General features: G+C 73.5%; 21 protein-coding genes. 8 read left to right on the top strand and 13 right to left on the bottom strand.

The genetic code is table 11. The features are described 5' to 3' along the window. Nucleotides 1–72: 72 nt before the first annotated feature. Nucleotides 73–975: a homocysteine S-methyltransferase gene (gene mmuM, locus ACZ58N_RS34960; protein WP_471168421.1), complete on the bottom strand. Its 903-nt coding sequence runs from the start codon at nt 973–975 to the stop codon at nt 73–75. Nucleotides 976–996: 21 nt separating this feature from the next. Then, on the bottom strand, nt 997–1,920 hold the full coding sequence (locus tag ACZ58N_RS34955) for an LLM class F420-dependent oxidoreductase (protein WP_471168419.1): 924 nt from the start codon (nt 1,918–1,920) through the stop codon (nt 997–999). Nucleotides 1,921–2,124: 204 nt separating this feature from the next. On the opposite strand from ACZ58N_RS34955, the gene ACZ58N_RS34950 reads away from it, so the two are divergent. Continuing rightward, the gene (locus tag ACZ58N_RS34950) at nt 2,125–2,388 is read left to right on the top strand and encodes a hypothetical protein (protein WP_471168416.1); all 264 of its coding nucleotides are present in this window, start codon (nt 2,125–2,127) and stop codon (nt 2,386–2,388) included. Between the two features lie 229 nt (nt 2,389–2,617). Here ACZ58N_RS34950 and ACZ58N_RS34945 read toward each other — a convergent pair whose 3' ends face one another. The 4 genes from ACZ58N_RS34945 to ACZ58N_RS34930 form a co-directional block, all read right to left on the bottom strand. Further along, nucleotides 2,618–3,103 carry a DUF6099 family protein gene (locus ACZ58N_RS34945; protein ID WP_471168413.1) on the bottom strand — a complete coding sequence of 162 codons (486 nt, stop codon included), beginning with the start codon at nt 3,101–3,103 and terminating at the stop codon, nt 2,618–2,620. Nucleotides 3,104–3,225: 122 nt separating this feature from the next. After that, on the bottom strand, nt 3,226–3,558 hold the full coding sequence (locus ACZ58N_RS34940; protein WP_471168486.1) for a nucleotide pyrophosphohydrolase: 333 nt from the start codon (nt 3,556–3,558) through the stop codon (nt 3,226–3,228). Between the two features lie 122 nt (nt 3,559–3,680). Beyond that, nucleotides 3,681–4,925: an AAA family ATPase gene (locus ACZ58N_RS34935; RefSeq protein WP_471168483.1), complete on the bottom strand. Its 1,245-nt coding sequence runs from the start codon at nt 4,923–4,925 to the stop codon at nt 3,681–3,683. A gap of 474 nt (nt 4,926–5,399) precedes the next feature. Further along, nucleotides 5,400–5,795 (bottom strand): cell division protein SepF, encoded by a 396-nt coding sequence (locus tag ACZ58N_RS34930; RefSeq protein ID WP_362878053.1) that lies wholly within the window; start codon nt 5,793–5,795, stop codon nt 5,400–5,402. Between the two features lie 98 nt (nt 5,796–5,893). On the opposite strand from ACZ58N_RS34930, the gene ACZ58N_RS34925 reads away from it, so the two are divergent. The 3 genes from ACZ58N_RS34925 (at nt 5,894) to ACZ58N_RS34915 (ending at nt 8,331) form a co-directional block, all read left to right on the top strand. Then, the gene (locus ACZ58N_RS34925; protein WP_471168410.1) at nt 5,894–6,565 is read left to right on the top strand and encodes a TetR/AcrR family transcriptional regulator; all 672 of its coding nucleotides are present in this window, start codon (nt 5,894–5,896) and stop codon (nt 6,563–6,565) included. 40 nt (nt 6,566–6,605) lie between these two features. Beyond that, on the top strand, nt 6,606–7,340 hold the full coding sequence (locus ACZ58N_RS34920) for a DUF2470 domain-containing protein (RefSeq protein WP_471168407.1): 735 nt from the start codon (nt 6,606–6,608) through the stop codon (nt 7,338–7,340). A 70-nt stretch (nt 7,341–7,410) separates the two neighbouring features. Further along, nucleotides 7,411–8,331 carry an NADP-dependent oxidoreductase gene (locus ACZ58N_RS34915; RefSeq protein WP_471168404.1) on the top strand — a complete coding sequence of 307 codons (921 nt, stop codon included), beginning with the start codon at nt 7,411–7,413 and terminating at the stop codon, nt 8,329–8,331. Between the two features lie 243 nt (nt 8,332–8,574). On the opposite strand, the gene ACZ58N_RS34910 is transcribed toward ACZ58N_RS34915, so the two are convergent. From ACZ58N_RS34910 to ACZ58N_RS34885, 6 genes are all read right to left on the bottom strand, one after another. Further along, the gene (locus ACZ58N_RS34910) at nt 8,575–9,906 is read right to left on the bottom strand and encodes an LLM class flavin-dependent oxidoreductase (RefSeq protein WP_385682986.1); all 1,332 of its coding nucleotides are present in this window, start codon (nt 9,904–9,906) and stop codon (nt 8,575–8,577) included. Nucleotides 9,907–10,097: 191 nt separating this feature from the next. Then, entirely contained in the window at nt 10,098–11,153 is a 1,056-nt protein-coding gene (locus ACZ58N_RS34905) for an ABC transporter permease (protein ID WP_471168401.1), read from the bottom strand. Beyond that, complete coding sequence (locus ACZ58N_RS34900) at nt 11,150–11,971, bottom strand: ABC transporter ATP-binding protein (protein ID WP_471168398.1); 822 nt, start codon at nt 11,969–11,971, stop codon at nt 11,150–11,152. Before ACZ58N_RS34900 ends, ACZ58N_RS34905 begins: the two co-directional genes overlap by 4 nt. Nucleotides 11,972–11,982: 11 nt before the next feature. After that, on the bottom strand, nt 11,983–13,020 hold the full coding sequence (locus tag ACZ58N_RS34895; protein ID WP_471168395.1) for an ABC transporter substrate-binding protein: 1,038 nt from the start codon (nt 13,018–13,020) through the stop codon (nt 11,983–11,985). Between the two features lie 41 nt (nt 13,021–13,061). Continuing rightward, nucleotides 13,062–13,619: an NADPH-dependent FMN reductase gene (ssuE, locus tag ACZ58N_RS34890; RefSeq protein WP_471168392.1), complete on the bottom strand. Its 558-nt coding sequence runs from the start codon at nt 13,617–13,619 to the stop codon at nt 13,062–13,064. Between the two features lie 42 nt (nt 13,620–13,661). Beyond that, a complete protein-coding gene (locus ACZ58N_RS34885; RefSeq protein WP_471168390.1) occupies nt 13,662–14,609 on the bottom strand; it encodes a TauD/TfdA dioxygenase family protein in 948 nt (315 codons plus the stop codon). Nucleotides 14,610–15,579: 970 nt separating this feature from the next. Between ACZ58N_RS34885 and ACZ58N_RS34880 the strand changes: the two genes are divergently transcribed. The 4 genes from ACZ58N_RS34880 to meaB all read left to right on the top strand — a co-directional run bounded on the left by ACZ58N_RS34880 (nt 15,580) and on the right by meaB (nt 21,956). After that, nucleotides 15,580–16,764, top strand: a complete 1,185-nt coding sequence (locus tag ACZ58N_RS34880) for an ROK family protein (protein WP_471168388.1) — start codon at nt 15,580–15,582, stop codon at nt 16,762–16,764. 144 nt (nt 16,765–16,908) lie between these two features. Further along, nucleotides 16,909–18,771 carry a methylmalonyl-CoA mutase family protein gene (locus tag ACZ58N_RS34875; RefSeq protein ID WP_471168385.1) on the top strand — a complete coding sequence of 621 codons (1,863 nt, stop codon included), beginning with the start codon at nt 16,909–16,911 and terminating at the stop codon, nt 18,769–18,771. Continuing rightward, nucleotides 18,768–20,954: a methylmalonyl-CoA mutase gene (scpA, locus tag ACZ58N_RS34870; protein WP_471168383.1), complete on the top strand. Its 2,187-nt coding sequence runs from the start codon at nt 18,768–18,770 to the stop codon at nt 20,952–20,954. Before ACZ58N_RS34875 ends, scpA begins: the two co-directional genes overlap by 4 nt. Nucleotides 20,955–20,966: 12 nt before the next feature. After that, nucleotides 20,967–21,956 (top strand): methylmalonyl Co-A mutase-associated GTPase MeaB, encoded by a 990-nt coding sequence (gene meaB, locus ACZ58N_RS34865; protein WP_471168381.1) that lies wholly within the window; start codon nt 20,967–20,969, stop codon nt 21,954–21,956. 100 nt (nt 21,957–22,056) lie between these two features. Here meaB and ACZ58N_RS34860 read toward each other — a convergent pair whose 3' ends face one another. Further along, entirely contained in the window at nt 22,057–23,058 is a 1,002-nt protein-coding gene (locus ACZ58N_RS34860) for an asparaginase (protein ID WP_471168378.1), read from the bottom strand. Between the last annotated feature and the right edge of the window lie 19 nt (nt 23,059–23,077).

Raw genomic sequence — 23,077 nt, 5'->3', positions numbered from 1 at the left:
GGCCGCCGCGCCGGTTGCCCTCCGGCCGGTCGGACGGCCTTCGGCAGGGCCGCTCCGCCGGTCACGGACGGGTCAGGGCCGGCCCCGTGCGGTGAGGGCGGTGCGCAGTCGCGCGATGCGGTCCGGGGTGATGCGGCAGCAACCGCCGAGGAGCCGCGCTCCGGCACGCTGCCAGGCGTCGGTGGGCCAGGCGTCGCCGGGGGGCGGGGCGTGCCAGGTCCGGGTGGCGGCGTCCCAGACGGAGCCGTCGTTCGGGTAGGCCAGCAGCGGCTTGTCCGTCACCTCTGCGGCCGCTTCGAGGGCGGGCAGCACCTCGGCCGGATCACAGCAGTTGACGCCGACCGCGATCACCTGGGGGGCCTCGGCGGCGAGCGCGAACGCTTCGGTGAGGGGCTGGCCGGCGCGGGTGCGGCCGGCCGCGACGGTGTAGCTCAACCAGGCGCGGGCCCCCGTGCCGGCCAGTACGTCCACCAAGGCCTCGGCTTCGTCGGTGTCCGGGACGGTCTCCAGGGCCAACACGTCCGGCGCCCCCGGGCCGGGCGCCAGGAGCGCCTCGATCCGGGGGCGGTGGAAGGCCGCCAGTGCGCGTACGGTGAGGCCGTACCGGCCCCGGTACTCGGAACCGTCCGCGAGGACCGCCCCGTACGGGCCCACCGAAGCGGCCACCCAGACCTGGTGGGCCGCCGTCCGCGCCGCGGCGTCGGCCAGGGCGACGCCCCGGCGCAGCAGGGTCGCCGCGTGCGGGTGGTCGGGGCCGATCTGGTAGCCGGCCGTGGTCAGTACCTCGGCACCGGCCCGCGCGTACGCCGTGTGGGCGGCCTCGACCTGGTCGGGGCGTTCGGCGAGGACCCGACCCGTCCAGAGGCCGCCGGACAGGTCGCAGCCCTGGTCGGCGAGCTGGTTGCTCAGTCCGCCGTCCAGGAGCACGGCGCGGTGGGCCAGGGCTGCGGCGAGCGGGCCGGTGGCGCGGGGCATGTCGGTGGATTCCTTCCGGTCTCAGCCGAGCTGGGACAGCACCCGGGCGGAGATCAACTCCAGGTGGTCCAGGTCGTCGAGGTCGAGGAGTTGGAGGTAGACGCGGGAGGAACCGATGGCGGCGTACGTGCCGATCTTCTCGACGACCTCGTCCGGCGAGCCGGCCAGGCCGTTGGCCTTGAGTTCTTCCACCTCACGGCCGATGGCGGCGGCCCGACGGGCCACCTCGGCGTCGTCCTTGCCCACGCACACGACGAGGGCGTTGGAGTAGACGAGTTCGTCCGCCTTGCGGCCCGCCTCGGCGGCGGCGTCCCTGACGCGGGCGAACTGCCGGCGGCTGTCCTCGATCGAGGCGAACGGCATGTTGAACTCGTCCGCGTAGCGGGCGGCGAGGCGCGGGGTGCGCTTGGCGCCGTGCCCACCGACGAGGACCGGCACCTTGGCCTGGGCGGGCTTGGGCAGGGCGGGTGAGTTCTCCACCTGGTAGTACTTGCCCCGGTGGTTGAACGTGGCGCCGGGAGCGGTGGCCCACAGGCCGGTGACGATGGCCAGTTGTTCCTCCAGTCGGGACATCCGCTCGGCGGGGAAGGGGATCCCGTACGCCTTGTGCTCCTCCTCGAACCAGCCGGCGCCCAGCCCGAGCTCGATCCGGCCGCCGGACATCCGGTCGACCTGCGCCACCTGGATGGCGAGGACGCCGGGCAGCCGGAAGGTGCCGGCCGTCATCAGGGTGCCGAGCCGGATCCGCTTGGTCTCGCGGGCCAGGCCGGCGAGGGTGATCCAGGCGTCCGTGGGGCCGGGCAGGCCGTCGGCGGAGCCCATCCGCAGGTAGTGGTCGGAGCGGAAGAACGCGTCGAAGCCCAGGTCCTCGGTGGCCTTGGCGACGGTCAGGAGGGTCTCGTAGTCGGCACCCTGCTGGGGCTCGGTGAAAATGCGAAGATCCATGCCCCCCATCCTGCCCGTCCCCCTCCCCTGCCGGGTGAATCTGCGTCAACCGGACGCGGCGCCCTCCGACCCGCCAGTGACCAGCACGGATGGGGATCGTTGGCTCGGACGGAGCCGGACCGCCGGCCCGCGCGCCGGCGGCTCACCGTCCGGTGCGTCCACCGCGCCCTCCCGCTGGGAGGGGCCAGGGCCGAGGAGGCCGCCATGTCCCACGAGGCCGTGCCGGAAACCCGCCACCAGACCGGATCGACCGGACGGGCAGCACACGACGAGGCACGCCAGGAGTCCGCGGTACCCGCCGGGGGCGGCGCGCCGAAGGGTCTGCTCCAGCAGATGGAGGAGCTGATGGAGGCGCTGAACGCCGACCTGTCGCAGCTCGACGCGGACCTCCAGCACTCCGCGGACCGCATCTCCCCGGCCTCCCCGCCGCCTCCCGGCCACGAAACGCATGACGGCGAGCGCCCCTGAGGCCGGTCGCTCCGCCCTTACGGGGTCCCGATCGCGCGCGCGGCGGGACCCCACTCGAATCCCCGTGCGCGCGCTCGCACCGGCAACCCGCGCCGGCACCCGACACCCGACATCCGACATCCGACAGCGTGGCACCCGGCAGCGTGGCCCCTGCCATCCGCCCGATGGCCCGCACGCGCGCGGCCTCCGCGCCCCGATCGGCCCGGCCGCCGGCCGTCGCCCCGTGGTCTCAGGCGACGCCCGAGGCCGATCCTCGTTCCCGGACGGTCATCCGGCGCAGCAGGGCCCGAACCCGGTCGCTCGATTCGTCCGCCGCGTCGATGGATTCCATGGACTGCCAGTACAGGCTCTCGTCGTCCGTTCCGCAGGCCACTCCGACGAGCGCTATGCCGACCTCACCGAGCAGCGCCTGGAGCCCCAGGAGCGCCGGGCGTATGTCCGACATACCGGTCAGTTGCGCCGCCCTCGGCGGCTGCTGGGGCGCCGTGCCCTCGCCCCGTAGTGCGGCCCGGTCGATCACCCCGCAGCCTCTGCCTCCCGCTTCGCCCAGTCCTCGTGCCTCCGCTCTGAGCTCCGGCGGTCCCATGACCGCCAGCCAGCTCCCCACTCCTTGGGCGAGCGCCTGGGCCTGCCAGGCCTCGCTCACGATGTCCCACGCAGCCCCGCTCTGTGCCAGCGCGTGCCGCCCGGCCGCGATGAGCCGTACCGCATCCATATGCCGTCCCCCGTCCGCACGACATCCGCCGTTCTCCACTACCCAGAGTGAAGGCAACGAGCCAGTAAAGCCAGGGGTATTCGGAAATCTGTGGACACAAAACGTGGTTGTGGACGACGCCATCACTCCGAAGAGTGACGATCAGTGGTCGAGGTTCCGGCCACCGGGAAACGGAGTTCGTTCCTCTCGATCTTCGCGGCGAGCGCGTCCAGCACGTCCACCCCCAGGACCTCACAGAATTGCAGCAGATACGCGAGCACGTCGGCCACCTCGTCGGCCACCTTGTGTGCGGTTTCGGGCTTTTCCATCACCGCGGCGGACTCTTCCGGTGTCAGCCATTGGAAGATCTCGACCAGTTCCGACGCCTCCACGCTCAGGGCCACGGCCAGGTTCTTGGGCGTGTGGTACGGACCCCACCCCCGGGCCGCGGCGAACTCGGCGAGCCGCCGCTGCAACCGCTGGAGCCGCTCCTCCCGCTCCTCACGAGAGCCCTCCCGAGCGCCCTCCCGGGAGCCCGTGGTGAAGTCCTCGGAGCAGTCCGCGGGGAAGTCCTGGCTGTCGTCCATGGGTACGGCGTTCATGGGGACAGGTCTACCACCGAGACGCCCGGAAGATCCCGGGCGGTTCCGGCGGTGTCCTCGCCGATGGCGCCGACCAGCCGGATGTGGCCGCGCGCGCCGGACAGCAGGGCCAGCCGCAGCACCTCGGCGCTCTGGCGCCGGTCCAGCCCGCGGTCGAGGTCGTCGGCGAGCACGGTCAGCGCCTGCCGCGCGGACAGCAGCTCGGCGGCGGGGTCCACGGCCAGCACGCCGGGGCCGGTGAGCAGGACCAGGGCCAGGGCCAGGAAGCGGAGTTCGCCCGCGGCGAGCCGGCCGAGTTCGGTGGCGGGGCGCCCGGGGCCGCGGTCGAGCAGGCCGGTGACGAGCCCCGTCCGGGCGGCCTGGAACGCGCCGAAGGCGCCGTCGCCGCCGCCCGGTTCGCCCTCGCAGACCCGTACGTCGAGCGCGGCCACCGGGCCGGCGCACCCGGTGCGGGCCGCCGCGGCGAGCAGGGCGTGCCGGGTGCCGCATTCGTGGCGGGTCCGGCGCAGGACGTCGGCCAGGTTGGCGCAGTCGCCGCGCAGCCGGCCCTCGCCGGGCGTGACGGGCCCGCGCATCCGCTCGGGGCGGGGGTCGCAGGGGAACACCGAGCGCAGCGCCACCACCACCTGCTCGGCCGCGGCCAGGACGCGCCGCTGTCCCGCGGTGGAGCCGGCGACCCGCAGGGGCAGCAGGGCGGTGCCGAGCCGGTCGTCGGGCAGCGGGGCGCGGGTGACGCCGACGGCGCCCCCGGTGAACCAGCCGGCCTGGACGGATCGTCGGCGGGGGTCGCGCAGGGCGGTGCTGAGCAGGATCTGGCCGTCCTGCGAGAGCCGTTCGCCGACGACGCGCAGCTCGGGCTCGGCCTGTACGGCGAGGTCGAGGCGGACCGGCCCGACCGGGCCGTCGACGGTGCAGCCGATCCGGAACCCGCGCCGCCCGTCGGCGTCGGGGACGGCCGTTTCGGGCACCCGGGCGACCGGGTCCGGGAACACGTCGTCGAGCGGGCTGCCGCATCCGAGTCCGGCCAGGGCCTGGTAGGCGGCCAGGGCCTGGGACTTGCCGCTGCCGCTCGACCCGGCGAAGAGGGTGACGGGCCCGAGCGGGAACACCGCGGCCCGGTGCGCCGCGAAGGCGGAGAGGCGCAGTTCGGTGACGGTCGGCCGCAGGTGTGTCGGGCCGGCGGGCCCGGACCCGGCCGCGTCCGCGCGTCCGGGGCCGGCGGTCGGTGCGGCCGTACGCACCCGGGCGCCCGCCCCGACGACCGAGGGCGCCCGGCCGGCGCCGGCCGGGCGCGTGCCGGAATCGGCGCCGACACCGGTGCGCACGCCGGGGTCGGTCGCACCGGCCGGGCCCGGACCGGCGTCGCCGGCATCGGCCGGGCGCGTGGGGCTCCCCGTCACGGCGGCCGGGCGCACGCGAGCGTCCGTCGCCACCGCCGAACGGGGTGGGGCGTCCGCCGCCACGACCGACCGCGGCGGGGCGTCCGTCGCCACCGCCGAAGGGGGTGGGGCGTCCGGGGCCGTGGCCGAGCGGGCGGGGGCTTCGGGCCGGGTGTGCGGGTGAACAGGCGCATCGGGCCGAGGGGTCGGGCGTGTGGGGGTGTCGGTCGCGGCGACCGGGGGTCGGCGCGCGTCCAGGGTGACGTCCATGACGGGACGGTACGGGCCGTCGGACCACCCGTGGACGCGGCGAACCGTTCCGTCGCCGCGACCTTCCTACGATCGGGGGACGGCCGCGGCCGCGATTCCCTCGACCTCGGTGCCGACCGGGGCCAGCAGGAAGACGTTCCGGTCGACCCGGTGCATGCCGCTGCCCAGTCCGAAGACGACGCCGCTGCTGAAGTCGAGGATCCGCTTGGCCACTTCGCCGTCCGCGCCCGTGAGGTCCAGCAGGACGGGGATCTGCGCGATCAGGTACTCGGCGACCTCCCGCGCGTCGGCGAAGATCTGGACCCGGATCACCACGAAGCGCCGCTGTTCCGCCGCCGCGGCCCCGGGACCCTTGGGGATGGTGCGGTGGTCCACCCGGGAGGGCCATTCGTTGCGACTGCGCAGGGGCACCACCTGCGCGAGTCCCTCCCACTGTTCGTCCGTGACGTCGTACCTGCTCACCGGGCCGCCTCGGCCGTGCGCTTCATGTGCATCCGCCCATCCTCTCGCGTTTCACCCGTTCAGCCCAACACCGACACGAAGCACGTAGGGTCGCCGTCATGACCAATGGCGACGAGGTCCGTACGGTACGCGACATCGCGGGTGCCGGTGCCGCCCGCCGGCCCGCCTCCCGCCCCGACCCCCGGGCGCCGATCGCCCTGCCCCGGCAGCGGGCCGACGCCGTGCGCAACAGGGTTCAGATCCTGGCCGCCGCCGAGCAGTTGTTCACAGAACGCGAACCCCGCAGCGTGACGATGGATCAGATCGCCAAGGCCGCCGGGGTGGGCCGCGCCACCCTCTACCGCCGCTTCCCCGATCCCACCTCCGTCGCCGCCGCGCTCCTCTACGAGCACGAACGGATCCTTCAGGAGCGCCTCGCCTACGGTCCTCCCCCGCTGGGGCCGGGGGCTCCCCCGGCCCTACGACTGGCGGCCTTCTACGCCGCGGCGGTCGACCACCTGGAGCAACACCTTCCGCTGGCCCTGGGCATCCCGCCCGGCCCCGGCCGATTCGCCTCGGCCACGTACGGGCATTGGCGCGCCCACGTGCGGGGGCTGCTCGGGGCCGCGGGAGTCGCCGATCCCGAGGCCGGCGCGGACGTCCTGCTGAGTCCGCTGGCACCGGAGGTCTACCAGTTCCAGCGGCACACCCTCGGCTTCCCGCCCGAACGGATCACCGAGGCGCTCGGGCGACTCGCCCGCGGGGTACTCCCGGACAACCGAATAGGTTAGGTTAGGCATACCTAACTCGCTCCGAGAGGGAGAGATCCGCATGCGCCTGCCCGGTGCCCCCGCCGCCACGCCCCCCGCCCGGCCGACCGAGGCCGAACGGGTCCGGTCCATCCTGGCCGCCGCCCACTCGATGACGGTGGTCGTCGACGGGGTGCGCAGCGAGGTGCGCCAACTGGACGGCGGCGACGTGCTCGGTCGGTTCCACCTGCACCCGGCCGGGCCGGCGGCGGGACACTCCACCCCCGCGTTCGACGACCGTCCCGCCATCCGTCTGGAGTTCACCGACATCGCGCCCACCCCCGTGCGCGACCGGGTCCGCGGGCGCGTCACGGTACTGGGTCACCTGCTCACCCCGTACGCCGACGAGAGCTCGGCGCCCGGGGACAGCACCTGCGTGGAGTACGGCCGGGCGATCCTGGAAACCTCGGAGGGGACCTCGTACATCGGGCTGGAGGAGTTGGACCAGGCCTGGCCCGATCCGCTCGCCCCCTACGAGGCGGGCATGCTCACCCACCTCCTCGACGACCACCCCGAGCTGGTCACCCTGCTGCTGCGGCTGGTCCGGCCGCTGCCTTCGGCGGCGGTCGTACGTGCGCTGCCGCTCGCCCTGGACCGGTACGGAATCACCCTGCGGCTGGAGGAGCGGCGCGGCCACCGCGACGTCCGACTGGCCTTCCCCTCCCCCCTGGACGACGTGGAGCAGTCGGGCGCCCAGATCCAGGCCCTGCTCAGCGCCGCCCGTCGGCGCTCCCACCGCAACACCCTGCCCGCCTGAAGGGCGTTCGCCCGGCTGCGCGCCGGACGGAAAGCGGAATAGCCTCCGTGGCACCCGGGTTGGGATGACCATGAAGGCAATCACATACAACGCGTACGGAACCCCCGCCCGGTTAGAGCTGGTCGACGCCCCGGAACCGAAGGTCGGCCCCAGCGAGGTGCTGATCCGGGTCAAGGCGGCCGGGGTGAACCCCGTCGACTGGAAGCTCGCCGCGGGGTTCCTCGGGCAGGTCCTCGAAGTGCGCCACCCCGTCATCCCCGGCTGGGACGTGGCCGGCATCGTCGAGGCGGTCGGCCCGGACACCGACGACTACGCCGTGGGCGACGAGGTCTACGGCTACGTCCGCAAGGAATGGGTGCAGCTCGGCACCTACGCCGAGTTCGTCGCCGCCCCCGTCCGCACCCTCGCCCGCAAGCCGCGCGGGCTGACCTTCGAGCAGGCCGCGGGCCTGCCGCTCGCCGGTCTCACCTCGTACCAGGCCATCACCCGCGCCGGTGTCGGCGCCGGTCAGACCGTCGTCATCCACTCCGCCGCCGGCGGCACCGGATCGCTGGGCGTACAGATCGCCGTCGCCCTCGGCGCCCGGGTCATCGGCACGGCCGGCGCCCACAACCACGACTACCTGCGCGGCCTCGGAGCCGAACCCGTCCTGTACGGGGAGGGCGTCGCCGACCGGATCCGCGCGCTGGCCCCCGAGGGCGTGGACGCCGGGCTCGACTTCTACGGGGAGGGCGGAGTCGAACTCCTCCAGTCGGTGGTCCGCGAGGGCGGCCCCGTCATCTCCATCGCCGACAACGACGCCGGGTCCAAGGGCGCCAAGCACATCTGGGCGCGGGCCGACGCGGCCCACCTCACGGCCCTCGCGGAACTCGCCGATGCGGGCCGGCTCACCGTCAACGTCGAGCACGCCCTGCCGCTCGCGGAAGCCGCCGAGGCCTGGGAACTGAGTGCCAGGGGCCGTACCAGGGGCAAGATCGTCCTCACCGTCTGAGGCGGCCGGACGAGCGGGCGGCCGGCGGACTCCTACGGCGTCCCACGGCGTCCCACGGCGCGGCACCCGAAGGTCCGCCGGAACGCGGTCGCGCTCCGGCGGACCGGGCGTCGATGGAAGGCCGACGGACGACCGGTGGAACGCCGACGGAGGACCGGTGGAAGGTCGGTGGAGGACCGGCCGGACCGCGCGCCGCCCGTCGGGGGACGACCGGTGCCCGGCCCGGCCGCCGGAGGAGATCGCTCAGACCGTTCCCTTCGCGTACCGGTTGGCGGGCCGGGGCAGGCCGTAGTTCTCGCGCAGCGTGGCACCGGTGTACTCGGTGCGGAACAGACCGCGGCGCTGGAGGATCGGCACGACGTGGTCGACGAAGTCGGTGAGTCCGGTGGGCAGGACGGGGGCCATGATGTTGAACCCGTCGGCGGCGCCCTGCGTGAACCACTCCTCCAGCTGGTCGGCGATCTGCTCGGGGGTCCCGGCGAACACGCGGTGGCCGCGACCGGCCCCGAGGCGGGCGATCAGCTCGCGCAGGCTGAGCCCGTCGCGGCGGGCCAGTTCGGCGACGAGCGTGAAGCGGCTCTTGTTGCCGTTGATGTCGCGCTCCTCGGGCAGCTCGGGCAGCGGGCCGTCGAGATCGGCGCCGGTCAGGTCCACGCCGAGCATCCCGGAGAGCTGCGCGAGGCCGTACTCGGGCACCTGAAGGTCGGTGAGCTGCTGCTCCAATGCCTTCGCCTCGGCTTCGGTGGAGCCGATGACGGGAGCGATGCCGGGCAGGACGAGGAGGTCGCCCTCGGCACGGCCGTGGCGGGCCAGCCGGGACTTGAGGTCCTTGTAGAAGGTCTGACCGTCGGCGAGGGTCTGCTGGGCGGTGAAGACGGCCTCCGCGTACTGGGCGGCGAACTCCTTGCCGGCCTCGGAGGATCCGGCCTGGACCAGCAGCGGGTGGCCCTGGGGCGAGCGCGGCACGTTGAGCGGGCCGGCGACGCCGAAGTGTTCGCCGCGGTGGGCGGCCGGGTGGAGCTTGTCGGTGTCGGCGTAGATGCCGCGCTCCTTGTCGAGGACGATCGCGTCGTCCTCCCAGCTGTCCCAGAGCTTGGTGGCGACGTCGAGGAACTCGCGGGCGCGCTCGTAGCGCAGGCCGTGCTCCAGGTGCTCGTCCCGGTTGAAGTTGCGGGCCTCGTCGACGGTGCCGGAGGTGACGATGTTCCAGCCGGCGCGGCCGTTGCTGATGTGGTCGAGTGAGGCGAACTTGCGGGCGGTGTGGAACGGCTCGTTGAAGGTCGTCGAGACGGTCGCGATCAGCCCGATGTGTTCGGTGACGGCCGCGATGGCCGAGAGCAGGGTCAGCGGCTCGAAGCCGCCGAGGGCGTTGTAGCGGGCCTTGCCCCAGAGGGCGAGGCCGTCGGCGAAGAAGATGGAGTCGAGCCGTCCGCGCTCGGCGGTGCGGGCCAGTTCCTGGAAGTAGCGCAGGTCGGTGACGCGTTCGGGAGCGCTGTCCGGGTGCCGCCAGGCGGCGTCGTGGTGGCCGGCGTTCATCAGGAAGGCGTTGAGGTGGAGGGTGCGGGGTGCGGACATGTCTGTTCCCTGTGTTCGGTGGTGGGCGCGGGGCGGGGCGCCGGGCGGGTCGTGGGTGCCGGGACGCGGTTGGGACCCGGTGCTGCGGACCGGGTCCGGACCCGGGTGCGGGCGGGGGCTCCGGAAGGTGGGCCGGGGCCGGGGCCGGACCCCGGGGTGCGGGGAGTCCGGCCCCGGCCCCGGAGCGCGGGTCAGGCCGGGACGCGCCAGACGCTGAGGCGGCGTTCGATCGTGACCAGGATCTGGTTGAAGGCCACGCCGATCGCGGAGATCGTGATGATCCCCGCGTACATCTGCGGGATGGCGAAGTTGTACTGCGAGGCGTTGATCAGGTAGCCGAGGCCCGCCTTGGCACCGATCATCTCGGCGGCCACGAGGACCAGGATCGAGACCGCGCCGGCGAGGCGGATGCCGGTGAAGATGGCCGGGACCGACGACGGCAGGATCACCTTCTGGAAGAGCCTCGGCGTGGACAGGTCCATCGAGCGGGCCAGCCGGACCAGCGTGGGATCGGCGTTGCCGACGGCGCTGATGGTGTTGAGCAGGATCGGCCACACGCAGGCGTAGACGACGATCGACACCTTCGAGGTCTCGCCGATGCCCAGCAGCAGGACGAAGACCGGGAGCAGCGCGAGCGCCGCCGTGTTGCGGAACAGTTCCAGCAGGGGGCCGAGGAACGCCGCGACGGGCCGGTACCAGCCGATCAGCAGCCCGAGCGGGACGGCGACGACGACGGCTATGGCGAAGCCGCCGAACGATCGGGTGAGGCTGGCCCGGACGTGTTCCCCGAGCTGCCCGTCCCCGAGCAACTCCCACCATGCGACGGCGACTTCGGAGATCGGCGGTAGGAACGTGGCGTCGACGAGGCCGAGCCGCGGCGCCGTTTCCCACACGGCCAGGAGGGCGAGGACCGCGGCCGACCGGAGCAGCGCCGCCCGCAGCCACCGGAGCACGGTGGCCGGCCCGGACGCCTTCCGGGCGCTCGCCGCGGCCTTCACCGGGGCCGCGCGTTCGTCCGGGGCAGCCCTTCGGCCGGCGGGAGCACTTCCGTCGGGAGGCGCACCCCCGCCGGCGGGCACACCCCTGTCGGTGGCCGCACCCCTGCCGGAAGGCGATTCCGACACGGGCCGGTCCGGCGTGGAGGACGCCGGCCGGGCGACCGGTACGGATGCCTCGGCGACGGCCGCCGCGTTCGGGGCGGCGCTCTGCGCGGCCGCGGGCGCCGCGGCTTCGGTTCCGGTGCTCATACCGTGGCCTCTTCCTTCTCCAGTTGCTGGGCGCGGGCCACCTCGTCGTGGAGCAGGGTCCAGATCTCGTGGCGGTAGCGGGCGAACTCGGGGCTGGAGCGAAGGTCCTCACCGGTGGCGCCGCTCGCGCGACCCTCGAAGGAGACCGGGACGACCTCCTTGATCCGTCCCGGGCGGGAGGTGATGACGGCGACCTTCTGCCCGAGGTACACGGCCTCCTCGATGCCGTGGGTGATGAAGACGACCGTCTTGCCGGTGGCCTGCCAGATCCGCCGCAGTTCGTCCTGAAGGGACTCGCGGGTCTGCGCGTCGAGCGCGGCGAAGGGTTCGTCCATCAGGAGGACGTCCGGGTCGTAGGCCAGCGAGCGGGCGATGGCCACGCGCTGGCGCATGCCGCCCGACAGTTCGTGCGGGTGCCGGTCCTCGAAGCCGGTCAGACCGACCAGGTCCAGGAACTCACGTGCTCTCGCCGCTCGTTGGCGGCGCGGGACGCCGGTGGCCTCCAGGCCGAACTCGACGTTGCCCAGCGCCGTGCGCCACGGCAGCAGCGCGTACTGCTGGAAGACGATGCCCCGGTCCAGGCCGGGCCCGGTGACGGGCTTCCCGTCCAGCAGGATCCGGCCGGAGGTCGGCCGGGTCAGGCCGCCGAGGAGGTCGAGGAGGGTGGACTTGCCGCAGCCGCTGGGGCCCACGACGACCACGAACTCGCCCGCCTCGATCTCCAGGTCGATGCCGTCGAGGGCGGTGAACTCCGCCTTGGCCTTCTTGTCCTTCGTCGGGAAGGTCTTGGTGACCGATTCGAAGACGATCTTCGCCATGGTGGGGGTCCTCAGCCCTTTCCGTTGCCGTTGAACTCGTTGGTGAACAGATCCGCCGCCTTCAGCTGACCCTTCTTGACCTCGCCGCGGTCACCGAGCCAGTCGATCCAGAGCTGGAACTCCTTCTCCTCGATCCGGCCGGCGGGCGCCGCGACGCCGTAGGAGCGCCAGTACTGGAGCGTCGAGGTGTCCTCGTTGCGTCCCCGCTTCTTGACGATCTCGGTCATCCGGGCGATGACCTGCTCGCGGGGGGTGGCACGGGACCACTCGATGGCCTTGCCGACCCCCGTCACGAAGGTGCGTACGGTGTCCGGGTTCTCCTTGATGAAGCGCTGGGTCATGACGTAGGTGCCGCCGCTGAAGGCGCCCAGCAGGTCGAAGTCGCTGAACAGCGGGCGGATGCCACCGGCCGCGAGGGCCTTGTCGCGCAGCACGCCGCTGAGCACGCCGACCTCGATCTGCTTCTGCCGCAGGGACTGTTCGGTGTTGACCGGGGGCACGACCAGGGCCTCGACCTTGTCGGAGTCGGCCCGCGAGAGGCCGCCGCGGCCCAGGTAGATGTCGAGGAGGGCCTGGGCGTGGGCGCCCAGGGTGTTCATGCCGACCTTCTTGCCGATGAGGTCGCGGGCCGACCGGATCGGGCTGTCCTCCAATACGTAGTAGCCCAGGTTGGTGTCCTTGTCGGAGCCGTAGTACGAGATGATGGCCTTGACGGGGGCCTTCCCCGCGGCGAGCTTGACGACCGCCCCGTTGAAGGCCCCGCCGAAGTGGGTCTGGCCGGTCGCGGCGGACTGGATGTCCTGCGGGCCGCTGATGGTGTTGCCCACCCAGTCCAGGGTGAGGCCGCCCAGGAATCCGAGGTCGGCGGCGAGCTCGGGCAGGGTGACCGCCCCGACCGCTCCCTGGTACTTCAGGGCGGTGATCTGCTTGCCGGATCCGGACCCGCCGTTGGCGGTGGCCGTGCCGCAGCTCACCGCGGCCGCCGAGATGCCGAGCAGGGTGAGGAACTGGCGCCGGGAGGTGGTCTTCGAGGTGAAGGCTGCGGGCATGGCTGGTCCTTGTCGGTTCGTACGGGGTGCGGGTGCGGGGGTTACGGGGCGGCGGTGAGGGCGGCGGCCCCCACGCCGCCGAGGGCGTCGGCGAACTCGTCGACGGCCTGGAAGAGATCGAGTTCGGCCTCCGGCAGCAGCCGGTCCGGGCCGTTGCCACGCTCGACGGAGGAGTCCAGGACGAACCGGCCCGCGGTGACGTGCCGGGCGCCGAGGGCGGCGAGCACCGGCCGCAGGGCGTAGTCGATGGTCAGGACATGGGCGAGGCTGCCTCCGGTGGCCAACGGCAGGACGGTCTTGCCGGCCAGTCCGTCCTGCGGGAGCAGGTCGAGGAAGGCCTTGATCAGGCCGGTGTACGAGGCCTTGTAGACGGGGGTGGCGATCACCAGGCCGTCGGCCGCGGCGACGGCTTCGAGGGCGCGGCGTATCTCCGGCTCGCCGCGGCGGGCGGCCAGCAGGTCGGCGGCGGGGAGGTCCCGCACCGCGAGGTGCGAGGTCTCGAAGCCGGCGTGGGAGAGGCGGCGCAGGACGTGGTCGGCGACGACCGCGGTGCGGGAGTGGACGGAGGGACTACCGGTGAGGGCGAGCAGTCTGGGCACGGGGGCTCCTTGGCGGCGGCGTACGGGGGTTTCGTCCTCGGATCAGGCGGAGGCGCCGACCCGGTCGTCGTTCGAGGCGCCGGACGCGATGCCGAACGCCGGGTCCGGGACGGTCTCCGGGCTGATCAGGCGGGAGGGAACTCCGTCGGGGCCGACCGGGACGTCGCCGTCGACGGTGACGCGGCGCAGGGTGCGCTCGTGGTCGTCGGAGTCGTCGACGCCGTAGTGCTGGGTGGCGCGGTTGTCCCAGATCGCGACGTCGCCGTCCTGCCACTGCCAGCGGACGGTGTTCTCGGGGCTCTCGATGTGCGCCTGGAAGAGGTCCTGCAGGACACGGGAGTCGCGGCCGGTGAGGCCCTGGATGCGCTGGACGAAGTTGCCCAGGAGCAGGGTGCGTTCGCCGGTCTCGGGGTGGACGCGGACCACCGGGTGCTCGGTGAGGAACTCGGTGGAGGTGAAGACCTCGCGGTACTCGGCCAGCGCCTCGGGAAGGGCGTCCGGCCGCAGGGCGGCGTAGTCGTAGGCGTTGGAGTGGATGGCGCGCAGGCCGTCCGCGAGGACGCGCAGCGACTCGGGAAGGTGGGAGTAGGCGGTCGCGGTGTTGGCCCACAGGGTGTTCCCGCCGTAGGGGGGAATGGTGACGGCGCGCAGGATGGAGAAGGCCGGGTAGGCCGGGACGAACGTGACGTCGGTGTGCCACTGGTTGGCGCGGGCGCCGTGGTGGGAGTCGATGCCGAGCGCGTAGCGGCCGTCGGCGGAGGGCACCGTGGGGTGCGCGACGGGCGCGCCGAGGAGCTGGGCGAAGGCCTCGTGACCGGCCTCGTCGAGGTGGTCCTGGCCGCGGAAGAAGACGACCTTGTGGGCGAGGAGCGCGGAGCGGATCTCGGCCACCGTGTCGGGGGCGAGGTCGCCGCCGAGCCGGACGCCGCCGATCTCGGCGCCGATGCGGCCGCCGATCTTCGTCACGGTGGTGCGGAGTGCAGTGGTCATGGGAACTCCCTGTTCAAAGGCGTGCGGGGGATTATTTCCGCAGCGGAAGAAATGGCGTTACGAGAAGCGTCGAGTGCCACGGGGCATGGCGGTACGGAGCTGAGGACGAGCGACGGAGCGGCGGGACGGCGGGATGACGTGCGGGAATCCGGCGGGTGCCGACGCGGAGGCGACCGGCACCGGCGGTGGCGGGGCAGCCCCGGTGGGCGGGCGGCGTCCCGCGCGGCGCTGCGCGGGGTCGATCGCCACCGGACCCGGACGGGGGCACCCGCCGCTCGGGGCGGACGGGCCCGTACGCGGCGGGCGGAGCCGGCAGGCCCCGCGGGAACCGTGGACCGCCCGAACCGCACCGGCCGGAACGGGTGGGGTCCGGCCGGGATCACACCGGCCGGATCACGCCCGAGGGGAACGGCACGGACCGGGTCGGACGGAGCGGGACCCGGCTCGTGGCGAACTCGACCGGACGGACATCGACCGGACCGGGGTCGACCGGACCACGTCGGACCCGGGCCGACCTGTCACGGCCGGTCCGGCCACCGAGGTGGCGGGCCGGCCGGGTGGACCGGCTCCCGGTGGGGCGGGCCGGCGCTCCGGGGGCCCGGGCGGGAAGCTCAGGCGCGGCGGCGGGCCGGACAGCGGCCCGGACACCCACCCGGCGCGGTACACAGGCCGGAGGTGCGGAGCCGCGGGGCGAGGCGTTCGTTCGCGGACATGTCCCGGAGCCTGTCAGCGCCCCCGCCCCCGGTCAACCCCCGGCCCAGGGCGGCGGAACCGACCCGCCCCGAACCCTCCACACCCGATCTGACCAGGCCTTTCACCGCCTCCGCGGAGTGCTTGCGACACCCCTCCACGGCTGGAAACGGTGGCCTGATTTCACGGTCCCGCAATGCGGCCGCCACGGACCGCCCGATACCCGGGATCCGGTCCGGCATGATCGGGGAAACGGACAGTCCCGCCCCGAGGAGGCCCCGTGACAGGCAGGACCGGCGACCGGCGCGGGGCCGCCAACGCCGCCACCGTGCTGCGGACCGTGCTGGAGCACGGGCCCGTCGCGCGCAGCGGGATCTCCGAGCTGTGCGGGCTGAGCCCCGCCGCCGTGTCCCGGCAGACCACCGGGCTGCTGCGCGGCGGCCTGCTGCGCGAGCTGCCCGAACCCGTCGGCCCGACCTCCTCGGGACGGCCGCGGATCCCGCTGGACCTGCACACCGGGGCCGTCGGCGGGCCGGTGGCCGCGGGGCTGCACATCGGGGTGCCGTCCTCCACCTTCAGCCTCGTCGACCTGCGCGGGCAGGTCCTCGCCCGGCGCGCGTTCCCCCACGCGGACCCCACCGACCCCGGCCTCCCGGCCCGCGTCGCCGACGAACTCGCCGGTTTCCTGGCACGGTTCGACACCGGCCGTCCCCTGCTCGGGGTCGGCGCCGCCCTCGGCGGTTGGGTACGCCCCGACACCGGGACCGTCGTCCGGCATCCGGCGCTCGGATGGCAGGGGATGCCGCTGGCCGCGAACCTGTCGCGGACGCTCGGCCTGCCGGTACGGGTGGACAACCACGCCCGGGCCGTCGCCCGCGCCGAGATCCTCTACGGTCCCGCGGCGGCCCGCCGGAGCCTGGTCCACCTCTTCATCGGGAACGTGGTCGACGCCGCGTTCGGCATCGAGGGCACCGTCCACCAGGGCCCCGGATCCGCCGCGGGCGACGTCGCCCACCTCCCGGTGCCCGAATCCCGGGCCGCCTGCGCGTGCGGTCGTACGGGCTGCCTCCAGGCGACCGCGTCCGACACCGCGCTGGGCGCCGAGGCCGTACGGCGCGGGATCGTCCCCGATCCGTCCGTCCCGCTGCTCGTGGACGCCGCCGCCGCCGGCGACCCCCGCGCGGACCGGCTGCTGCGCGAACGCGCCCGGGCCGTGGGGCGGGCGGCGGCGCTGCTCCTCGACGTGTTCAACCCGGCCGTCATGGTCGTCACCGAACTGTCCAGCGTCCTGCACGAGGGCTACCTGGACGAGATCCGCGGGGCGGCCACCGACCGGTCCCACGTCTGCGACGAGCCCGGGCGCATCATCGCCCCGCACGCCGGACCGGCCGTGCTCCCCCAGGCCGCCGCGACCGTCCTGCTGAGTCCGCTGTTCCAGGACCCGGGCCGCCTCACCTCCGGCTGACGGGCGTGCCGGAGGTGGCCGGAACCCGCCGGAACCCGGTCCGGACCGGGCCGCGCGCCGCACCGACCCCCGTCTGACCTGCGAGTGCGAGATCACATCCGGCGGTTATGGTCTCGCCTGAGCGGCCCCCCTAGCATTCGAGCCATGACGGTCCAGCCTGACGACGGGCTCTCCCTGGCCGCCGAGTTTCCTGACGCGACACATGAGCAGTGGCAGCGCCTGGTTGAAGGCGTACTGCGCAAGTCGGGCAAGGAAGTATCCGGCGAGGCCGCGGAAGCAGCCCTTTCCACGAAGCTAGAGGACGGGCTCATCACCCGCCCGCTGTACACGGCGCCCCCGGACGACGGTGACGGCACCGGCTTCCCCGGCTTCGCGCCCTTCGTCCGCGGCGGCACCCCGGAGGGCACCACCGCCTCCGGCTGGGACGTGCGCCAGCGGATCGCGGGCAGCGACCCCGTACGGGTGAACGAGGCGGCCCTCGCGGACCTGGAGAACGGCACCACCTCCCTGTGGCTCACCGTCGGCCCGGGCGGCCTGCCCGCCGAGGACCTGGGCCGGGCCCTGGAGGGGGTCTACCTCGACCTCGCCCCGGTCGCCCTGGACGCGGGCGCCGAATACCCGGCGGCCGCCCGCGCGTTGTTCGCCCTGTACACGGAGCGCGGCGTCGCCCCCCGGGAAGCGCGCGCCTCCCTCGGCATCGACCCGCTGGGCCACGAGGCCCGCACCGGTGAGGCCCTGGACCTGCCCGCGGCGGCCACCCTGGCCCGCGAGACGGCCGCGTCCTGGCCCGGCGTCCGCACCCTGACCGTCGACGCCCTGCCCTTCCACGAGGCGGGCGGCAGCGCCGCCGAGGAACTCGGCCTGTCGCTGTCCACCGGCGTCGCCTACCTGCGGGCCCTGACCGCGGCCGGCCTCACCGCCGACGAGGCGTTCGGACAGATCGAGTTCCGCTACGCCGCCACCGCCGACCAGTTCCTGACCATCGCCAAACTGCGCGCCGCCCGTCGCCTGTGGGCCCGGGTCGCCGAGGCCTGCGACAGCCCCGAGGCGGGGGCGCAGCGGCAGCACGCCGTCACCTCTCCCGTGATGATGACCCGGCGCGACCCGTGGGTGAACATGCTGCGCACCACGGTGGCCTGCATGGCCGCCGGTGTGGGCGGCGCGGACTCCGTCACCGTCCTCCCCTTCGACAGCGAGCTGGGCCTCCCGGACGCCTTCGCCCGGCGGATCGCCCGCAACACCTCCACCGTGCTGGTGGAGGAGTCCCACCTGGCCCGGGTGATCGACCCGGCCGGCGGTTCGTACTACGTCGAGACGCTGACCGACGAACTCGCCCACGCCGCGTGGGAGTTCTTCCGTACCGTGGAGAAGGCGGGCGGCCAGGAGGCCGCGCTGCGTTCGGGTCTGGTCGCCGAGCGGCTCGCCGCGACCTGGGCGGCCCGCTCGAAGAAGCTGGCGACCCGCCGCGAGCCCATCACCGGTGTCAGCGAGTTCCCGCTGCTGTCGGAGAAGCCCGTCGTGCGCGATCCGCTGCCGACGGCCCCGACGGGCGGTCTGCCGCGGGTCCGACGCGACGAGGCGTACGAGGCGCTGCGCGCCCGCAGCGACGCCCACCTGGCCGCGACCGGTGCCCGGCCGCGGATCTTCCTCGCCGCGCTCGGCCCGGCGGCCGCGCACACGGGGCGGGCCACCTTCGCCTCCAACCTGTTCCAGGCGGGCGGCATCGAGCCCGTCCACGACCCGGTATCGGTGGATCCGGACACGGCCGCCGCGGCCTACGCGGCGAGCGGCGCCGACGGCATGGCGGTGCTCTGCTCCAGCGACGCGCTGTACGAGGAGCAGGCGGAGGCGGTGGCCGCCGCCCTGCGCTCGGCGGGCGCGACGACCGTGTTCCTCGCGGGCAAACCCGGCACCTCCGAACAGGCCGTGGACGAGTACGTCTTCGCCGGCTGTGACGCGGTCGCCGTGCTGTCCTCCGTACTCGACCGGATGGGAGTCTCGTCATGAGCATCCCCGATTTCTCCGAACTCGCGCTCGGCGGCGGCCCGTCCACCGGGATCACCGAGGACCAGTGGCGCGCCGCGGTGAAGGAGTCCACCGGCAACGCCACCGGCGACCTGCTGTGGGAGACCCCCGAGGGCATCGCCGTGAAGCCGCTGTACACCGGGCGGGACCTGGAGGGCCTGGACTTCCTCGGCACCTACCCGGGCGTGGCCCCGTACCTGCGCGGCCCCTACCCGACGATGTACGTCAACCAGCCCTGGACGATCCGTCAGTACGCCGGCTTCTCCACGGCCGAGGAGTCGAACGCCTTCTACCGGCGCAACCTGGCCTCCGGCCAGAAGGGCCTCTCGGTCGCCTTCGACCTGCCCACGCACCGCGGCTACGACAGCGACCACCCGCGCGTCACGGGTGACGTCGGCATGGCGGGCGTGGCGATCGACTCGATCTACGACATGCGCCAGCTGTTCGACGGGATCCCGCTGGACAAGATGTCGGTGTCGATGACGATGAACGGCGCGGTGCTGCCGGTCCTCGCCCTCTACATCGTGGCGGCGGAGGAGCAGGGCGTCTCCCCCGACAAGCTCGCCGGGACCATCCAGAACGACATCCTCAAGGAGTTCATGGTCCGCAACACCTACATCTATCCGCCGAAGCCGTCGATGCGGATCATCTCGGACATCTTCGCGTTCACCTCGCAGAAGATGCCCCGCTACAACTCGATCTCCATCTCCGGCTACCACATCCAGGAAGCCGGTGCGACGGCCGACCTGGAACTCGCCTACACCCTCGCCGACGGCGTGGAGTACCTGCGGGCCGGACAGGCCGTCGGGCTGGACGTGGACGCGTTCGCCCCGCGCCTGTCGTTCTTCTGGGCGATCGGCATGAACTTCTTCATGGAGGTCGCCAAGCTCCGCGCGGCCCGCCTCCTGTGGGCGCGCCTGGTCAAGCAGTTCGACCCGAAGAACGCCAAGTCGCTCTCGCTGCGCACCCATTCGCAGACCTCGGGTTGGTCGCTGACCGCGCAGGACGTGTTCAACAACGTCACCCGCACCTGCATCGAGGCGATGGCCGCGACGCAGGGACACACCCAGTCCCTGCACACCAACGCCCTCGACGAGGCCCTCGCGCTGCCCACCGACTTCTCGGCCCGCATCGCGCGCAACACCCAGCTGCTGCTCCAGCAGGAGTCGGGCACCTGCCGCTCCATCGACCCGTGGGGCGGCAGCGCCTACGTGGAGAAGCTGACCTACGACCTCGCACGGCGGGCGTGGCAGCACATCGAGGAGGTCGAGGCCGCCGGCGGCATGGCGCAGGCCATCGACGCGGGCATCCCGAAGCTGCGCGTCGAGGAGGCCGCGGCCCGCACCCAGGCCCGCATCGACTCCGGCCGGCAGCCGGTGATCGGCGTGAACAAGTACCGGGTGGCCACCGACGAGGAGATCGACGTCCTCAAGGTCGACAACTCCTCCGTCCGCAGCCAGCAGATCGCCAAGCTGCGCCGACTGCGCGAGGAACGCGACGAGGCCGTCACGCAGGACACCCTGCGGGCCCTCACCAACGCGGCCGGCAGCGGCGAGGGCAACCTGCTGGCGCTGGCCGTGGACGCGGCGCGCGCCAAGGCCACGGTGGGCGAGATCTCCGACGCCCTGGAGAAGGTGTACGGGCGTCACGCCGGCCAGATCCGTACGATCTCGGGTGTGTACCGCATGGAAGCAGGCGAATCCCCGTCCGTGGAGCGCACCCGTGCGCTCGTCGACCGGTTCGAGGAGGCGGAGGGACGGCGTCCGCGCATCCTGGTCGCCAAGATGGGCCAGGACGGACACGACCGCGGCCAGAAGGTCATCGCGACGGCCTTCGCCGACCTGGGCTTCGACGTGGACGTCGGCCCGCTGTTCCAGACTCCGGCGGAGGTGGCCCGGCAGGCCGTCGAGGCGGACGTCCACGTGGTGGGCGTGTCGTCGCTGGCGGCCGGTCACCTGACCCTCGTACCGGCGCTGCGGCAGCAGCTCGCCGAGGAGGGGCGCGAGGACATCATGATCGTCGTCGGCGGGGTCATCCCGCCCGCGGACGTCCCGACCCTGCTGGAGATGGGCGCGACGGCGGTCTTCCCGCCGGGCACCGTGATCCCGGACGCGGCCCACGACCTGGTGACGCGGCTGGCCGCGGAACTGGGCCACGAGCTGTAGGCGGCCGCGCGGATGCCCCCGAAGATCGACATCGACGTGTACGTGAAGGGCGTGCTCGACGGGAAGCGCGCGCACATCGCGCGCGCCATCACCCTCGTCGAGTCCACCCGGGCGGACCATCGCGCCCTGGCCCAGAGCCTGTTGACCCGGCTGTTGCCGCATGCCGGGCACGCCCGGCGGATCGGCATCAGCGGGGTGCCCGGCGTCGGCAAGTCCACGTTCATCGACACGTTCGGCACGATGCTCACCGGGCTCGGCCACCGTGTGGCCGTCCTCGCCGTGGACCCGTCCTCGACCCGGACGGGCGGCTCCATCCTCGGCGACAAGACCCGGATGGAACGCCTCTCCGTCGACCCGGCGGCGTTCGTCCGCCCCTCCCCCTCGGCGGGCACGCTGGGCGGGGTCGCCAAGGCCACCCGCGAGTCGATGATCGTGATGGAGGCGGCGGGCTACGACGTGGTCCTCGTCGAGACGGTCGGCGTCGGCCAGTCGGAGACCACGGTCGCCGGCATGGTCGACTCCTTCCTGCTGCTGTCCCTGGCCCGTACCGGCGATCAGCTCCAGGGCATCAAGAAGGGCGTCCTGGAACTGGCCGACGTCCTCGCCGTCAACAAGGCCGACGGCCCCCACGAGCGGGACGCGAAGGCCGCCGCCCGCGAACTGGCGGGCGCGCTACGGCTGATGCACCCGGCCGACGCGGCATGGACCCCGCCGGTCCTGACGTGCAGCGCGCGGGAGTCGGTGGGCCTGGACGAGGTGTGGAACCGCCTCGAACAACACCGGACGCTCCTGGAGGCGGGCGGCCGGTTGGCGGCCAAGCGGGCCGCGCAACAGGTGGAGTGGACGTGGTCGATGGTCCGCGACGCACTGCTGGAGCGCCTGCGCGCGGACCCGGCCGTACGGGACCTCGCGCCGACCCTCGAAGCCGAGGTCAGGGCGGGCACGGTGACGGCCACCTCGGCGGCGGACCGCATCCTCGGCGCCTTCGGCAACCTGGCCTGAGGGCGGCCGACCGCCCCGAAATCCGGCCATCGGGCCGCGAGCCGCCGTCGATCCCCGTGTTCCGGGGTCGGCGGCGGCTCGTTCGTGCTCGTTCGTGCGCTCAGGCGGAGGTGAGGGCCGCGTCCTCGACGCCCAGCGTCCGACGCAGGATCCGGGTCTGCTCGGCCTGGTCGGAACCGGCGAGCAGGGCGGACAGCACGGCGATCCGGGCCTGCCCGGCCCGCAGCGTCCCGGTCGGGACGGCCCCGACCGCGACCAGGTCGACGGCGCCGCCGTGCGTGTAGATCTCGGTGACGGGCCCGGCCGCGACCCGCGTGGTCAGCGCGACCAGCACGCCCCGGGCGATGGCCGCGGCCACCGCGTCCACGATCTCGGGGGTGGCGTTGCCGGCGCCCGTACCGACCAGGACGATGCCCCGGGCTCCCGCCTCGACGGCGGCGTTCAGCAGCAGCGGGTCACCGTCGGCGTGGTGCATCACCATGTCGACGCGCGGCGGCAGCTCCGGCATCGCGGGCAGCGCGAGCGGCGCCGAACGCTGCGGTTCGCGCAGCATGGTGACCTTGCCGAAGCCGATCTTCCCGAGCAGCTCCTTCGACGGGTCGGCGAAGGCGTCCAGGTCCACGGCCTGCGTCTTGACGGTGCCGCGGGCGGCGTGCACCCGACCCGCGAAGCTGACCAGGACACCGAGTCCGCGCGTGGTGGCGGCGGTCAGCAGCGCGTCGTAGAGGTTCCCGGGACCGTCCCCGTCGGCGGAACCCATCGGCAACTGCGAGCCGGTGAACACGACGCTGCGGGCGTCGTGGTGGTGGAGGTCGAGGAGGAAGGCCGACTCCTCCAGGGTGTCGGTGCCGTGCGTGACGACGATGCCGTCCACGCCGGGGTCGGCGAGCACCTCGTGGACGGTGCGCAGCAGGGTGAGCTGGTGGGCGGTGGTGAGCCGGGGGCTGTTCACCTTGAACAGGTCCACGACCTCGACGGTGATGCCCTCGGGCAGCGGGGCGGTGGCCATCACCTCACGCCCGTCGGCCTCCGCGGCGAAGCCCGAGCCCATCCAACGGCTGGCTATCGTTCCGCCGGTGCTGATGACGACGATGCGTCCCATGGCCACCCTTCCCTCACGA

The sequence above is a fragment of the Streptomyces sp. NPDC040432 genome, from assembly GCF_055595445.1.
Note: the sequence above shows the minus strand (reverse complement) of the source record. Positions and strands in the feature narration are given on the sequence as shown.